The organism is Mumia zhuanghuii, from assembly GCF_042681565.1.
Classification (GTDB): Bacteria; Actinomycetota; Actinomycetes; order Propionibacteriales; family Nocardioidaceae; genus Mumia.
On sequence record NZ_JBHUFT010000003.1, the window covers coordinates 107,771 to 121,996 of the forward strand.

The following is a 14,226-nucleotide window of genomic DNA, read 5'->3' on the forward strand; positions in this document are numbered from 1 at the left end:
CGACCGTGACGGTCCCGTTGTGGCGCTCGTAGTCGGTGATCGGGGTGACTTGCCTATTGAAACGAGTCAGAGTCCGAGCCGACGCTAGGAGTGACGCCCATCGCTGTCAACGCAGATGACCGCATCCGGTCACTGCCGGCTCAGCTGCTGGGCGTGAAGGCCTGCACGACAGTGCCTGCCCCGCGGACGCAGACCGGTCCGGTCCCGCGGCCGGTGAACGCCGAGCGCCCCGCGGTGAGGGCCACGGGACCGGCATCGGCCTGGACCGAGACCTCACCGTCGACGCAGAGCACGATCCGCGGCCCGGTGCCCGGCAGCTGCGTTCCGTCGACCCCGTCGACCGTCGCCACAGCGAGGGCGAACTCGTCGACCTCCGGGGCGAAGATGCGCACCCCCGCCTCCTCCTTGGGGGTCACGACGTGCGCCTCGGCCATCCCGAGATGGACGCAGTCGACCAGCGCCTGGGGCTCGACGTGCTTGCCGGTCAGCCCGGCACGCAGGACGTTGTCCGACCCGGCCATGACCTCGACGCAGCACCCGCTCAGGTAGGCGTGGATCACGCCGACCTCGACGAACGCCGCCTGGCCGGGCTCGAGCCGGATCCGGTTGAGGAGTGCGGCGACGACCAGGCCGGGATCGTCACGGTGGTGCTCGGCCAGCTCGGCGACCGTCTCGTACGCGCGCCGCCGGTCGAGACCCGCGGCGTGCTTCGTCTGGCAGTCGACGACGAACGCGCCCACCTCCTCGCGGGTCGGCCCCATCCACGGTGACAGCAGCCGGCCAACCATCCGGACCAGACCCGGGAAGCCGGGGTCGGCGCGCAGCTCGTCGTTCAGCCTGAGAGCGAGCGGCGAGTCGAGGCCGTCGAGGACGTGCCAGACCTCCGCGGTCGGCCGGAAAGCGATGAGGCCTTCGAACGGCGTGAGCGCGTAGACCATCTCAGGTTTGTGGTGCGGGTCCTTGAAGACCCGCACCGGGGAGCCGAGCGGAACCTCGCGCTCGGTCTCGCGGAGGAACCCGCGCGCCGCCATCGTGGCGTCGGGATGCACCTGGAGCGACAACGGCTTGGCGATAGCGAGGATCTTGAGCAGATACGGGAGGAGCTCACCCGCGATCTCGCTCAACGGCACGGTCGTGCCGTCCTGCATCGCGACGGCCGAGCCGCCAAGAGGGTGCGTGCCCATCCACAGCTCCGCCCACGGGGTCCCGTCGCGCTCGACCCCCAGCATGTCGGGGAGGACGTCGACAGAACCCCAGTCGTAGTGCTTGACGACCGAACGAAGCTCGTGCACGCACTATCCCTTTCGTCGACGCGGCGTCCTCGCAGAGCGTACGGGGCCCTTGCCCGCATTGTCCCAGCTACGGCCGCCACCCGAACGGCGAGGCGCGGAGGAGCTGCCGCTGCGGCGCGCGCCGCGGTCGCGCTCGAGGTTGATGAGGTCGCCCCCGATGCGGGTGCGGCTCAGCGCGCTCTCCGTACCGCTGGGCAGCGGGTCGGGGAGTTCGACGAGCGAGTGGTCGAAGCGGATCGAGATGTTGCCGAAGTCGGACCGGCCGAGGCCGCCCTCGTTCGCGAGCGCACCCATGATCGACTTCGGGGTGACGCGCTGGCGCTTGCCGACCGCGAGCCTGTAGACGGCCATGCCGTCCGGCGTCGGCCGCTGCGGGCGCTCGGGACGGTCTCCACGATCACCGTGGTCGCGAGCTCGGTCACGCTCGCTGAGGACGATGTCGTCCTTGGCGTCGAGGAGGAAGGACCGGCCCTCGTGAGCGCGGACGGCGAGCGCTGCGGCGACGTCGATCGGATCGACCCCCGTGGCCTCGGCGTACTTGCTCACGAGCCCGCGGAACATGTGCACGTCCTTGGTCGCGAGCGCGTCGGTGATCGCCTCCTCGAACTGCTCGACCCGGCGGGCGTTGACCTGCTCGGCGGTCGGGATGTCCATCGGGGTCACCGGCTGGCCGGTGGTGCGCTCGATGACGCCGAGGAGACGGCGCTCACGGGGCGTGACGAAGAGGATGGCGTCGCCGCTGCGCCCGGCGCGTCCCGTACGGCCGATCCGGTGGACGTACGCCTCCGGGTCGTGCGGGATGTCGTAGTTGACGACGTGGCTCACGCGGTCCACATCGAGGCCGCGCGCGGCGACGTCGGTGGCCACGAGGATGTCGAGAGAGCCGCTCTTGAGGGCGTTGACGGCCCGCTCGCGCTGCGCCTGGACCAGGTCGCCGTTGATCGCCTGCGCGCTGTGACCGTACGCTCGCAGCTGCTCGGCGAGCTCCTCGGTGACCTGCTTGGTCCGGACGAAGACGATGACGCCCTCGTGCGGCTCGACCTCGAGGAAGCGGGCGAGCGCGTCGAGCTTGCGGAAGTGCGGGACCAGCAGCCAGCGCTGACGCACGTTCTTGGCCGTGACCGTCTTGGCCTGGACCTTCACCTCGACCGGATCGGTGAGGTACTGGTTGGCGAGACGGCGGATCGTCGACGGCATGGTGGCCGAGAACAGCGCCACCTGCTTGGTGGTCGGCGTGTCGCGGAGGATCCGCTCGACGTCGTCGGCGAAGCCCATCTTGAGCATCTCGTCGGCCTCGTCGAGGACGAGGTTCGAGATCGTCGTCAGGTCGAGCCGTCCGCGCTCGAGGTGGTCGATCACGCGACCCGGCGTGCCCACGACGACGTGGGCGCCCTTGCGGAGCGCGGCGAGCTGCTCGGAGTAGCCCGCACCGCCGTAGACGGGGACCACATTGAGCCCGGGGAGGTGCTTGGCGTACGAGGCGAAGGCCTCGGCGACCTGGAGCGCGAGCTCACGGGTCGGTGCCAGCACGAGCGCCTGGGTCGTGGGGTTCGTCACGTCGATGCCCGAGAGGATCGGCAGCGCGAACGCAGCGGTCTTGCCCGTGCCCGTCTGTGCCATTCCGATGATGTCGTGGCCTGCGAGCAGTGGCGGGATCGCCTCGGCCTGGATGGGGGACGGCGACTCGTAGCCGACGTCGGCAAGGGCGCGGACCAGTCGCTCGTCGGCGAGAAGATCAGCAAAAGAAGGGTGCGCTTCAGTCGGCGCGGAATCAGTCATAACCGGTCAAGTCTAGGGGCCGGACACGCCGGACCACGAATCGAGCGAGTGTGATGTTGACGGGCGCGTGGCGAACCATTCGGCCGTGCTCCGGAGTCCGTCACGCAGCGCGACGGGCTCCGCAGCGGGGTACAGCTCATGCAGCAGGCCGCTGTCGGCACGCGAGGCGCGCACATCGGCAGACCGCGGTGGCTGCCAGTCGATTCGTGCCGAGCGGCCTGTGACCTCCTCGAGAAGGCTCACGAGCTCCGCGATGCTGGTCCGCGTCCCGAAGGCCAGGTTGACCGGCTCCGCGCACGCCTTCGCAGTCACCGCCGACTCCACCAGGACTCGACACACCGAGTCCACGAAGGTGAAGTCGCGCGTCTGCGCACCGTCGCCGTGCACGGGCACCGGAGTCCCCCGCAGAAGCGCGTCCACGAACACGGGGACGACTGCGGAGTACGTGTGCCCCGCAGGTTGCCGCGGCCCGTACACGTTGAAGAAGCGGAACGCCGACACCCCCAGCCCGAACGACTCCTGATAGGCGAGCGCCATCTGCTCGGCGGCCAGCTTGCCGGCAGCGTACGGGCTGAGCGGCCGGACCCATCCACGTTCGTTCTTGTACTCCGCAGGGTTCGCGCCGTACACCGAGCTCGATGACGCCACGACCACATGGCCCACGTCGGCTGTGCGGCACGCCTCCAGCACCTCGACCGTCCCAGACACGTTCACCTCGTACGACCGGCGGGGGTCGACCAGCGACCGCGGCACGCTCGGGATGGCGGCAAGGTGGACGACACCGTCGATGCCCTTCAGCGACCTCGCCAGCGCATCGGGGTCGCACACAGACCCGCGGTGGAGTTCGACCGGCACGCCGTGGAGGTTCTCCTCGTAGCCGGTCGAGAAGTCGTCGAGGACACGGACCTGTGTCAAACCGGGGTGACGCAGCGCTGTGCGCACCAGGTTGGAGCCGATAAATCCTCCGCCACCAGTCACCAGAAGCCGCATGTTCCCCCTATGACACTCACGTCGTTGGCCGGTCGAGCCTATGCACCAAATGTCCGAACCGCGACTCGTGCGGGCACGTCCGCTGGCAGTTAGCGTGGTCGCGACTGCAGGACGACAAGGTGGGGGGCCCGTCATGCCGACCTCGGGGGTCGAGCACCGCAAGGGTGAGCGCATGGTCGTTGTCGGACAAGGCTACGTCGGCCTTCCGGTCGCCGTGCGAGCCGTCGAGGCAGAATTCGACGTGGTCGGATTCGACACCGATGAAGCCCGCGTCGCCTCACTGAGGTCGGGCATCTCGTTCGTGGAGGACGTCACGGACTCGGTCCTGCGCACGACGCTGGCGACCGGCCGATATCTCCCGACCACCGACGTCGCTCATGTCGATGGCTTCGACTGTGCGCTGGTCACGGTGCCGACCCCCTTGCGCGAGGCCGTCCCCGATCTCACGTTCGTGGAGGACGCCGCACGCCTGCTCGGCCCGCGGCTCCGGCCCGGCAACACCGTGGTGCTCGAGTCGACGACCTACCCCGGCACGACCGAGCAGCTCTTGGCCCCGCTCCTCGGTGACCTCAGCGGCATGGAACCCGGGGTCGACTTCAATCTCGGCTACTCGCCCGAGCGGATCGATCCGGGCAACACCCGCTTCGCCTTCACCACGACCCCGAAGGTGGTCTCAGGGGTCACGGCGAAGTCCGCCGCTGCAGTCGAGGGGATCTATGCACGGCTGGTCGACCGGACCGTCCCTGTGAGCTCCACTGCGGTCGCCGAGCTCACCAAGCTGCTGGAGAACACGTTCCGCCACGTCAACGTCGCCTTGGTGAACGAGCTCGCGATGTTCGCTCACGATCTGGACATCGACGTCTGGGAGGCGATCTCGGCAGCATCGACCAAGCCCTTCGGCTTCATGCCGTTCACCCCTGGACCGGGGGTCGGTGGGCACTGCCTGCCGGTCGACCCGTCCTACCTCTCCTGGCAGGTCCGCCGCACGCTCGGACAGAGCTTCCGCTTCGTCGAGCTGGCGAACGACGTCAACGACCACATGCCGGAGTACGTCGTACGAAGGCTCTCGGCGGGGCTCAACGAGCGCAGCCGGTCGTTGCGAGGGAGTCGGGTCCTCGCCGTCGGACTCGCCTACAAGCCCCGCTCGAGCGACACGCGGGGATCACCGGCCGTGCGAGTCTGCGAGCTGCTCGTCGCGTCGGGCGCCGACGTCCGCGTCGTCGACCCTTACGTCGACGAGTCGAAGGCGCCGGCTGGAGTCTCAGTGGTCACCGCATCCCTGGCGGAGGTCGAGGCGGCACACGCGATCGTCATCCTGACGGACCACGACGGTGTCGACTACGACGCGATCGCCCGCGCAGATGCGTACGTGCTCGACACCCGTAACCGGCTGAACCACCCGGGAACGGCGCTCTGACCTCACGCTCGCGGATCTGCGCTTGCCCAGACCCTGACGTACTCGATGAGTCTGCGACCTTCGGGAGTGACGTGCTCCGAGGCGGGGACGAGACCCAGCCCGACATAGAACGCGTTCACGCGATCGTTGTCCTCGGCGTCGGTCGTCAGGGTGTATCCCGCGGACCCTCGACTCTGCACCACCCGGTCGAACGCCCGCACCAGCTCACGCCCCGCTCCTGTTCCCTGCGCCTGTGGCGCGACGCCCAGGGACATGAGGGATCCGGGAGCCTGGTTCACGCCCGCGTCGCCGGGGTCGTTGCCGCGCTCGGCGCGTTCGCGGCCACGCACGACCCGCCTCGCCATCGACGGGTGCCGGACCACCGCGGGGACCGCGGCGAGCGCGAAGCGCCACCCGCGCCGGCGGAGCAGGCGGCGGTAGAAGGCCGGCCGGTCGTCGGTGCCGCCCAAGAATCCGATGACCCGGCCATCCGGCATCTCGGCGACCAGGAGGATTCCCTCGTCGAGCGCCAACAGCCCGCGATAGAGCTCGCGCAGGAACGTCGGCCCGAGCAGGCTGAGGAAGAACCCAGGGAAGGACGCTTCGTGGAGGGCGACCACCCGTTCGATGTCGGAGGATCGGGCGTGGCGCACGGCACACGGCACACTCATCGCGCGGCCACCCTCAAACCCACAGCGCCGCCTTGACGGTACGGGCGAGGATCTTGGCGTCACCTCGCAGGCATCGCGTCCTCACGTACGCGGCGTACATCGCGGCCTTCCTCGGCAGGAGCACCTCGCGGTAGTACCGCTCCGGCTCGGGCTGGCGTCCGAGCAGCCCCTCCTCGTCCCGAAGCGCGATCGACGTGGGGTCGGTGAGGCCGGGCGGGATCGACAAGATCACCTCGCGCAAGCGGGCCGGCCACAGCGCGACATATCGCGGGACTTCGGGCCGAGGCCCCACGAGCGCCATCTCACCCCGGACCACGTTCACCAGCTGAGGAAGTTCGTCGAGCTTCCTTCTTCGCAGCAAGCGCCCCACGCGTGTGACCCTGACGTCTCCGGCAACGGTGACCTCTTGCCCGTGGTCTTCGTCGGAAGACTCAGGCTGCGTCATCGTGCGGAACTTCCAGATCTCGAACTCGCGTCCCCCGTGACCGACCCTCAGCTGGCGGAAGAGGGCCGGGCCGGGCGTGTCGAGCCGGACCACGATCCCTATCGCGACGAGCACCGGCGCCAGGAGAACCAGCGCGATCAAAGCCACGAAGGCTTCAGCGAGGCGCCTCACCTGACGACCTCGCGTACGGCGTCCGCGACTCGGTCGACCTCGTCGTACGTCATGGCGCTGAAGATCGGGACGCTGACGATCCGCGGGAAGACCGTGTCGGCGACGGGAAAGGCATCCGGCTCAGGCCTCAGCGAGGTGCGCCAGTACGTGAGCTGGTGCAGGGGGATGAAATGGACGCTGGACCCGATCCCGCGTTGCGCGAGGGCTTGGATGAGAGCGTCACGGTCAGTCTCCGAATCGGGGCGCAGCCGAAGAGTGAAGAGGTGCCAGGCATGGAGGTCGGCCCCCGCTGGTCGAGCCGGCAGCTCGATCGGCAGGTCGCGCCATGCCTCGAGGTACGTCGCTGCGATCTCCTCCCGGCGATCCCTCATCGCGTGCGCACGGGCGAGCTGGACGCATCCCATCGCCGCCGCAGGGTCCGGGAGGTTGTTCTTGAAGCCCGGCGCGACGACGTCGTACTCCCAGGCGGACGCCCGGCGATAGCGGTCGAACGCGTCCCGGTCGATCCCGTGGAGGCGCATCACCCGAGCGCGTGCAGCGATGGTGGGATCGCGTGTGGTGAGCATTCCGCCCTCGCCCGTCGTCACGGTCTTCGTGGCATAGAAGCTGAAGATCGCTGCGTCGGAGTGCGCCGCCGCGCCGACGATCTCGCCGGCACGAGTGCTCGGCAGCGCGTGAGCGGCGTCCTCGACGATGCGAACTCCCCGTGGCCGCGTGACGGCTGCGATACCCGCGGTGTCAGCCGCAAGGCCCCCGAAGTGGACGACAATGACAGCGCGTGTCCTCGGACCCAGCGCAGCGGCGACGGCAGACGGCGCGATGTTGAGAGTCACGGGGTCGACATCGACGAGGACGGGAGTCGCCCCGAGATAACGCACCACCTCCGCAGTCGCCGTGAACGTCCAGGTCGGCACGAGAACCTCGTCGCCGACACCGATGCCACACGCCTCCAACGCCAGGTGCAGCCCCGCCGTCGCTGAGCTCACGGCCACGGCTTCGACCCCGCCGCCGACGAAGCCCGCGAAGGTGTCCTCGAGCTCGGCGGCGGCAGGCCCGGTCGTCACCCACCCTCCGCGCAGCGCACGGACCACGGCGTCGATCTCCGCGTCGGTGATGTCGGGACGTGTGAAGGGGACGACGGCTGGTGTCGTCATGGCACGGCGTGTCACCCCGCCTCCTCGGCGAGCTCGACCGGGAGACGCTGCGTGAGGCGCTGCATGCCGCGGATCACCGCCGGCGGCGATGCACCGGGATCGAGTCCGGCCACGGCCGTGAAGGGCAACGGCGGGACGGGAACGTGCGAAACGGCTGGGTGCTCCGGCCGCACATCGACCTCTCCGTCGCCGAGCAGCTCCTCGTGCACCTTCTCGCCAGGTCTCAGGCCGATGAACTCGACACCGACCGTCGCGTGCGACAGCGCGATGAGCCTGCGCGCAAACGAGTGGATGTTCACCGGCTCCCCCATATCGAGAACGAGAACCTCAGCTCCGCGTCCGATCGCCGCCGCCTGGATCACGAGGCCGACCGCCTCCGCGATCGTCATGAAGTAGCGCGTCGCATCCGGGTGGGTGACCGTCAACGGCCGGCCTTCGGCGATTTGGCGCATGAAGGCCGTGGCGACTGATCCGCGGCTACCGAGCACGTTGCCGAAACGCACGCTGACGTAGGTGCCCGCGGAGTTGTGGTCGCACGCGGCTGTGAGTCCCTCGGCGACCCGTTTGGAGTAGCCCAGGACGCTGATCGGGTTGGCCGCCTTGTCCGTCGAGATGTTGATGAACCGGTCGACGTGCGCCGCCCGCGCCGCCTCCAGCACATTCTGCGTCCCCCAAACATTGGTCTTCACCGCCTCGCCAGGGAACCGCTCGAGGACAGGGAGGTGTTTGAGCGCCGCAGCATGGAAGACCACCTCCGGTCGGTGCGTCTCGAAGACCGAGCGGAGCGCTTCAGCGTCGCGGATGTCGGCCAGCACCACGTCGTCGGTCGCCATGGTGGCGCGGCCGTAGACATCCATCTGCGTCGTATGGAGTGCGGACTCGTCATGGTCGAGCATCACCAGGGTCTGAGGCCCAAGCCGACGGAGCTGGCGACAAAGCTCGCTCCCGATCGATCCGCCCGCCCCGGTAACGAGGACTCGGCGGCCCGTCAGGCAGTCGGAGATGCTCTTCAGGTCCGTCTGCACCTGCGCTCTGCCGAGCAGATCTGAGATGTCGAGGTCGCGCACGTCCTCGATCCCGACATTGGCCTCCAGGATCTCCGACACCTGCGGCAGCACCTTGACGTCGACATTGAGGGACTCTGCCGTGTCGGCGACCGCACGGACCAGCTCTCGCCTCGCCGAGGGGATGGCGACGATGATCGTCTCGACCCCGTGTTCCTGAACCGCCTCGGCGATCATGCTCCTCCCGCCGACGACGGGCACGCCTTCGATTCTCAGGTGTCGATTGAGCGGGTCGTCATCGATGAGTCCCACAGGGCGCCATCGCGCATGGGGATCGCGGTGGATCGCGCGGACGAGCTGACGGGCACCCTCCCCCGCGCCCACGACGAGGACGTGCGTCGCTTCCGGACCCACGAACCGCAGATCCCTTTCCTTCCAGCGCCGCCATACGACCCGGCCCCAGGCGATAAGAGCGACGGCAAGGACGGTTGCCCCGATCGGCACTGCGCGGGGCACCCACTGCGGGTCGATGACGACGTTGAGCGAGAAGCCGACGAGACCGGCGCTCACACCCACTCCTGTGACGAGGACGACCTCCTCAAGACTGCCGGTCACCGCACGGCCGCTGTGGAGACGGAACACGCTCCCGAAAGCAAGATAGGCGGCGCAGAGCAGAGCAGAAAGGCCGATGACGCCCGGCAGGTTCACCTTCGAGAGGTCACCGTCGAACCTGGCAACAGCCGCACCCAAGGTTGCGGCGAACCAGGCGAGACTGTCGTAGCCGACGAGCACTGACGAACGGTGCTGGCGCAGCCACTGGCGTGTGGCACCCACCGAAATCCTTCCCCCCGAGGGCTTGCACCAGGGACGATAACGGGCAAATCGCCCTCCGGCACCTCGTCGGCTCACGGTTCGTGGCGCGTGGGCGCCGTTGACGCGACGTTGACACACGCAAGGAAGAGCGCAATCGCCCACAAATGCCCTGGAGCCTGGAGGTAGGGGTTCGTGGCATTGGCGACCAGGAATCCCACCATCGCACTCCCCGTCACGACGACGACCGGGAAGAGATCGGGGCGCCGCCGCAGGCCTTGGACGACCGCCCCGACCACGAGGCCGGCCGCCGCCAACAGCAGCACGAGACCGAGCAGGCCCACCTGGAAGATGAGCATGTGGTACTGGAGCTCGAAGTTCCAGGGCCTCTCCACGCTACGCAGGTAGTCCGGAAGCCGGGCTCCGAAGCCCTGGCCCCACCACGGGCTCTCCCCCCAGGCTTGCAGGAGCCGAGCGGCCTGCTCGCGTCGCACGCCGTTGCCGCTGACCGCGCCGTCCCCAAACAGAAAGTCGACGACGGCATCCCAAGAGCTCTGCGTGAGCGCCGACCGACTGCCCACCACAGCCACCACCGCGAGGACCGCCGAGCCGGCGATCAGCACTGACGAGCCGCGCCCACCGGTCGTCTCACGCCCCTCACGTCGCCGCCACACCATCACCGCTGCGCCGGCCATGACGACCGCAGCTGCGGCTGCCACGACGATGCCACGCCGCCCACTGTGCAGTGCGGCGAGCGTGCACAAGAGCGTCGCGACGAGACGAAGCCACACAGGCGGCAGGAGCGCGTGTCGAGGGACGAGGAGGCTCGCCATCCACATCGGCAGCGCGCCCACGAGGGTCGAGAGACCGTGATAGCGGAGTGCGTTGGCGTACGGATCGTAGATCAGCCCGCCCTCGGTCACGAGGGCATCGGGGATGAGGTCCGGAAGCGTGCCCCGCTCACCCTGCACGTACAGGATGAGCAGGGCAGACGTGACGGACGTGGCAACGGCGGCTGTCACGAGGAGCATCTTCAGTCCTCGCTCGGTCACCACGAACGTGTAGCTGGCGAAGAGCACGGGGGCGATCACCCAGACACTGAAACCGCTGATGAAGCCTGGGTTCGCGACCCCTATCAGCGAGCCGATCGCGCCGAGGACGAGGACGATGAGGAGAGCGCCGAGCAGGCGACGCGACATCGGGCGCCGCTTCGCGACGATCGTCACACCACAAGCGATCGCCCCCACCGCCAGCAACGGATAGAGGACGTTGCCCGCCGTCACCGGTCGCGCCAGCACGTAGGCGAAAGCGAGGGCGCCTGCCACCGGCAGCACGTTTGCGCGGAGTGGGCGGCGCGAAGCGCCGTCCCCGAGCTCGCGCACCTCCATGTCAGGGGCCGCCGCCGCTGCCCTGCCCGCGATGGTCACCGTCGCATGCTAAATCCGGGTGGCCTCTGCCGCACGAGCGCTTCTCGCGGAGTGCCCAGGTGCATCAGCGGTCAGGTTCGTCACCGTGCAGCAGGGCGAGGGCCCTCATACAGTGCTGCGCATGCCGAGTCTCGCCACCCGTCCCCTCCGTCTCGAGCTCGGTTGCGGCGCAGCCAAGCGTGACCCCCGCGCGGTGGGGATCGACACGCGACCGCTCCCGGCAGTCGATGTCGTCGGGGACGCGCTGGAGGTGCTCCGCACGATCCCGGACGCGAGCGTCGAGTCGGTCTACAGCGAGCATTTTCTGGAGCATGTCGACGATGCGCGCGAGGTCCTCAGCGAGATCTCGCGCGTGCTCGTCGACGGCGGCACGTGCGTGACGGTAGTGCCTCACTTCTCCAACCCTGCGTTCTACTCAGACCCGACGCACCGGCAATTCTTCGGCCTCTACACGTTCGGATACTGGGTCGAGCGCACCGCGCTGCGCCGCGGGGTCCCCCACTACGAGGCTCCGCTCCCGCTGGTGCTGACCTCCACCCGGTACGTCTTCAAGTCATCGCCGCCGTTCTACGCACGCCATGCCGTGAAGAAGGTGCTCTCCGCATGGGTCAACCTGTCGACGTGGACCCAGGAGCTGTACGAGGAGCACGTCTGCTGGATCCTCCCCTGCTACGAGATCGCCTACACGGTCAGGCGGGTCCCCCGCTGACGCGCCGATCGTCTGGCTCATCCTCGCGAGATGCTGAGCGTTTGCCCGCGCGGGCGGCCACGGCAAACCCGAGGTAGCCAGCCACGCTCGCGATCGCTGCCCCTGCCAACCCGAGGGTGGGAATGAGCCAGAGGTCGAGGGCGACGACTGCTGCCGCCACCGCGAGGCACATCACGCTCGCGCGACCGAAGCGCCCCATCCCTGCCAGGTGGTTGAGGTCGACCCAGAAGGAGACGACCGCCAGCTCCCCGATCAGAAGGATCCGCAAAGGCAGCACCGCGTCGAGGAACTCCGGCCCGACCAGGAGCGTGATGATCTGCGGCGCGAACACGGCGATCACGATCAGGATGGGGGCGGTGACGACCAGGAGCACCAAGCGCGCGTGCTCGACGGCCACCGTCGATCCTCGGCGCGTCGCGACCCGGTGCAGGACGACCTCGCTCAAGATCCGGGGCGCGAAACGGAGCGCCTCGCTCACGGTCGAAGCGATGGAGTAGACACCTGCTGCTCCGGCACCCATCACGACCCCGACCACGTACCTGTCCAGACGGAACACCACCGTCCGGGCACCCACGATGCCGAGGGCAGGAATCCCGAGGCACACGAGAGTCCGCCACGAGGACAGCGCGAAGGCGGGTGCCCGCAGGAGCCCGCGCGCCGCACCGTACGCGCCGAGGACCACGAGCTCGAGCAACGCACCCAGTCCGAACGCGATCAGATAGACATCCACCGCTCCGCTGTCACGGAGGGCGAAACCGCACACGAGCACAAACGTCAGCACCACGCCGCCGGCAGATGCGCACGCTGTCACGAGAAGGTGACCGTACGCACTCAGAAGTCCTCGGAGCATCGCCGCGCTGTGGAACACCGCGGCGAACGCCGAGGAGAGCAAGACGAGGTCGCGCGAGAACTGGACGTCACCCCACTTCCCTGTGGCGACCAGGACGGCGGCCACCACGACGGTCTCGACCACCACGAGGATGAGCGAGGCACCCAGGTACGCCCCTGCGGTCACGCCGGTCTCAGCACGTACCAGCGCGAATCGTGCCGCCGTGTCCAGCCCGAGGGTCAGGACGACCGAGCTGATCGTCACGACGGTCAGCGCGAGGACGAGCTGCCCGCGCCCGGTCGGGCCGAGTGACCGTGCTGTGACGATCGCCGTCACCGCCCCCAGGCCCACCGCAAGCACGGTGGGAAGGGTCAGTCGGGCAGACGCCCTCAGGAGCTCGCTGCCGGGACGGCTCATCGATCATTGCCTGCTCGTCGCCGGTCTCGCCTCCGGGTGGCAGATGCGCTGAACTCCCCCACCATGGTTCCCGTGAGCATCGAGTCGCCAGGGTTGATCACCGTGGCAGCGTACGGCCGGGGCGCCGCGAGCGCCCGAGTCCGACTCCACGACTGGGTCGATCACCTGCAGATCCCGGCGGTCTCGTGGGAGTACGCCGGCACCAGGGACGCGGCACCGCGCACGCTGGGTCGCCGGCTCCCCGCAGCGGTGCGCGCGGAGGTCCGCTTGCGGCGCGACGCCTGCCGGGTCGACGACTCCACCGTCCTCCTGAGCAGGGCGGCCTCCCCGTTCAGCAACGGAGGGCTGGAGTCGCGGCTGCTGAGCACGGCACGCCGGGGCGTGTACGACTTCGACGACTCGCTCGCCCACTATCCCGACTCTGCCCTCAGGAGGGCATGGTCGCGCCGTCGCGTCTGGCAGCGCAGTCTCGCGAGCGCCGACCAGGTCATCGCGGGGAACGCGACGCTCGCGGAAGAGGCGCGAGCCGCCGCCCCGGCTGGCACGCCGGTGACGGTCGTCCCGAGCTGTATCGAGCCGAGCTCCTACCGGCCGAAGTCCTCGTACGAGGGACGCGAGACGCCTCGTGTGGTGTGGCTCGGCTCTCCTGCGACAGAAGCCTTCCTCGTCGCAGTCGCCCGCTCCCTCCGCGCGTGTCTCGACCGTGTCGGCGGAAGAATCACCGTGATCAGTGCGGGAGAGGGCCCGCTCGGTGCCCTCGCTCCCGTCGCCGACAGGGTCACGTGGAGCGCTGATGCGCTCTCGCTGCTCGCCGACGCGGACGTCGGCATCATGCCGCTGCCCGACACCCCTTTCACCCGCGGAAAGTGCGCCTACAAGCTGTTGCAGTACGGCGCGACCGCGCTCCCGGTCGTCGCGAGCCCGGTGGGTGTCAACCGGGACGTCGTCACAGGCTGCGGAGGCTGGGCTCCAGCAACCGACACGGAGTGGGACGACGCGCTCACCGAGGTCCTCACGGCGCCGGAGTACCTCCGCGCTTCTGCGGGACGTGCCGCACTCGCACACGTCCAGGAGAACTACAGCTTCGCCAGCTGGGAGCCGACCTGGCGCAAGCTCGTGCTCGGATGACGCC

At 69.0% G+C, this 14,226-nt stretch carries 12 protein-coding genes; 3 read left to right on the forward strand and 9 right to left on the reverse strand.

Translation table 11 applies throughout. From position 1 onward, the window contains the following. Positions 1 to 140 precede the first annotated feature (140 nt). The 3 genes from manA to ACFSDF_RS06300 are packed head-to-tail and all read right to left on the reverse strand — an operon-like array spanning position 141 to position 4,061. Complete coding sequence (gene manA / locus ACFSDF_RS06290) at positions 141 to 1,292, reverse strand: mannose-6-phosphate isomerase, class I (protein WP_167001427.1); 1,152 nt, start codon at positions 1,290 to 1,292, stop codon at positions 141 to 143. Positions 1,293 to 1,295: 3 nt separating this feature from the next. Then, positions 1,296 to 3,071, reverse strand: a complete 1,776-nt coding sequence (locus tag ACFSDF_RS06295) for a DEAD/DEAH box helicase (RefSeq protein WP_167001426.1) — start codon at positions 3,069 to 3,071, stop codon at positions 1,296 to 1,298. A 12-nt stretch (positions 3,072 to 3,083) separates the two neighbouring features. Further along, positions 3,084 to 4,061, reverse strand: a complete 978-nt coding sequence (locus ACFSDF_RS06300; protein WP_167001425.1) for an NAD-dependent epimerase/dehydratase family protein — start codon at positions 4,059 to 4,061, stop codon at positions 3,084 to 3,086. 133 nt (positions 4,062 to 4,194) lie between these two features. On the opposite strand from ACFSDF_RS06300, the gene ACFSDF_RS06305 reads away from it, so the two are divergent. After that, complete coding sequence (locus ACFSDF_RS06305) at positions 4,195 to 5,478, forward strand: nucleotide sugar dehydrogenase (RefSeq protein WP_167001424.1); 1,284 nt, start codon at positions 4,195 to 4,197, stop codon at positions 5,476 to 5,478. 2 nt (positions 5,479 to 5,480) lie between these two features. Here the strand turns inward: ACFSDF_RS06305 and ACFSDF_RS06310 are convergent, their stop codons facing one another. The 5 genes from ACFSDF_RS06310 to ACFSDF_RS06330 all read right to left on the reverse strand — a co-directional run bounded on the left by ACFSDF_RS06310 (position 5,481) and on the right by ACFSDF_RS06330 (position 11,139). After that, positions 5,481 to 6,128: a GNAT family N-acetyltransferase gene (locus tag ACFSDF_RS06310; protein WP_167001423.1), complete on the reverse strand. Its 648-nt coding sequence runs from the start codon at positions 6,126 to 6,128 to the stop codon at positions 5,481 to 5,483. Positions 6,129 to 6,141: 13 nt separating this feature from the next. Continuing rightward, positions 6,142 to 6,744 (reverse strand): sugar transferase, encoded by a 603-nt coding sequence (locus ACFSDF_RS06315; protein WP_167001422.1) that lies wholly within the window; start codon positions 6,742 to 6,744, stop codon positions 6,142 to 6,144. Beyond that, positions 6,741 to 7,898: a DegT/DnrJ/EryC1/StrS family aminotransferase gene (locus ACFSDF_RS06320; RefSeq protein ID WP_167002307.1), complete on the reverse strand. Its 1,158-nt coding sequence runs from the start codon at positions 7,896 to 7,898 to the stop codon at positions 6,741 to 6,743. Before ACFSDF_RS06320 ends, ACFSDF_RS06315 begins: the two co-directional genes overlap by 4 nt. Before the next feature lie 11 nt (positions 7,899 to 7,909). Further along, complete coding sequence (locus ACFSDF_RS06325) at positions 7,910 to 9,736, reverse strand: nucleoside-diphosphate sugar epimerase/dehydratase (RefSeq protein ID WP_167249112.1); 1,827 nt, start codon at positions 9,734 to 9,736, stop codon at positions 7,910 to 7,912. A 71-nt stretch (positions 9,737 to 9,807) separates the two neighbouring features. Continuing rightward, positions 9,808 to 11,139, reverse strand: a complete 1,332-nt coding sequence (locus tag ACFSDF_RS06330; protein WP_377156700.1) for a hypothetical protein — start codon at positions 11,137 to 11,139, stop codon at positions 9,808 to 9,810. A gap of 121 nt (positions 11,140 to 11,260) precedes the next feature. Between ACFSDF_RS06330 and ACFSDF_RS06335 the strand changes: the two genes are divergently transcribed. Next, the gene (locus tag ACFSDF_RS06335; RefSeq protein WP_167001420.1) at positions 11,261 to 11,848 is read left to right on the forward strand and encodes a class I SAM-dependent methyltransferase; all 588 of its coding nucleotides are present in this window, start codon (positions 11,261 to 11,263) and stop codon (positions 11,846 to 11,848) included. On the opposite strand, the gene ACFSDF_RS06340 is transcribed toward ACFSDF_RS06335, so the two are convergent. After that, on the reverse strand, positions 11,829 to 13,094 hold the full coding sequence (locus ACFSDF_RS06340; protein ID WP_377156702.1) for an oligosaccharide flippase family protein: 1,266 nt from the start codon (positions 13,092 to 13,094) through the stop codon (positions 11,829 to 11,831). The two genes, ACFSDF_RS06335 and ACFSDF_RS06340, sit on opposite strands and share 20 nt — an antisense overlap. A gap of 72 nt (positions 13,095 to 13,166) precedes the next feature. Between ACFSDF_RS06340 and ACFSDF_RS06345 the strand changes: the two genes are divergently transcribed. Next, positions 13,167 to 14,222, forward strand: coding sequence for a glycosyltransferase family protein (locus ACFSDF_RS06345; protein WP_377156704.1), 1,056 nt, complete (start codon positions 13,167 to 13,169; stop codon positions 14,220 to 14,222). Positions 14,223 to 14,226: the final 4 nt, after the last annotated feature.

Excerpts from the sequence above, each read along its gene's own strand:
- ACFSDF_RS06300 (WP_167001425.1), bottom strand. The coding sequence starts at position 4,061 with ATGCGGCTTCTGGTGACTGGTGGCGGAGGATTTATCGGCTCCAACCTG.
- ACFSDF_RS06310 (WP_167001423.1), bottom strand. The coding sequence starts at position 6,128 with ATGAGTGTGCCGTGTGCCGTGCGCCACGCCCGATCCTCCGACATCGAA.
- ACFSDF_RS06335 (WP_167001420.1), top strand. The coding sequence starts at position 11,261 with ATGCCGAGTCTCGCCACCCGTCCCCTCCGTCTCGAGCTCGGTTGCGGC.
- ACFSDF_RS06340 (WP_377156702.1), bottom strand. The coding sequence starts at position 13,094 with ATGAGCCGTCCCGGCAGCGAGCTCCTGAGGGCGTCTGCCCGACTGACC.
- ACFSDF_RS06295 (WP_167001426.1), bottom strand. The coding sequence starts at position 3,071 with ATGACTGATTCCGCGCCGACTGAAGCGCACCCTTCTTTTGCTGATCTT.
- ACFSDF_RS06320 (WP_167002307.1), bottom strand. The coding sequence starts at position 7,898 with ATGACGACACCAGCCGTCGTCCCCTTCACACGTCCCGACATCACCGAC.
- ACFSDF_RS06305 (WP_167001424.1), top strand. The coding sequence starts at position 4,195 with ATGCCGACCTCGGGGGTCGAGCACCGCAAGGGTGAGCGCATGGTCGTT.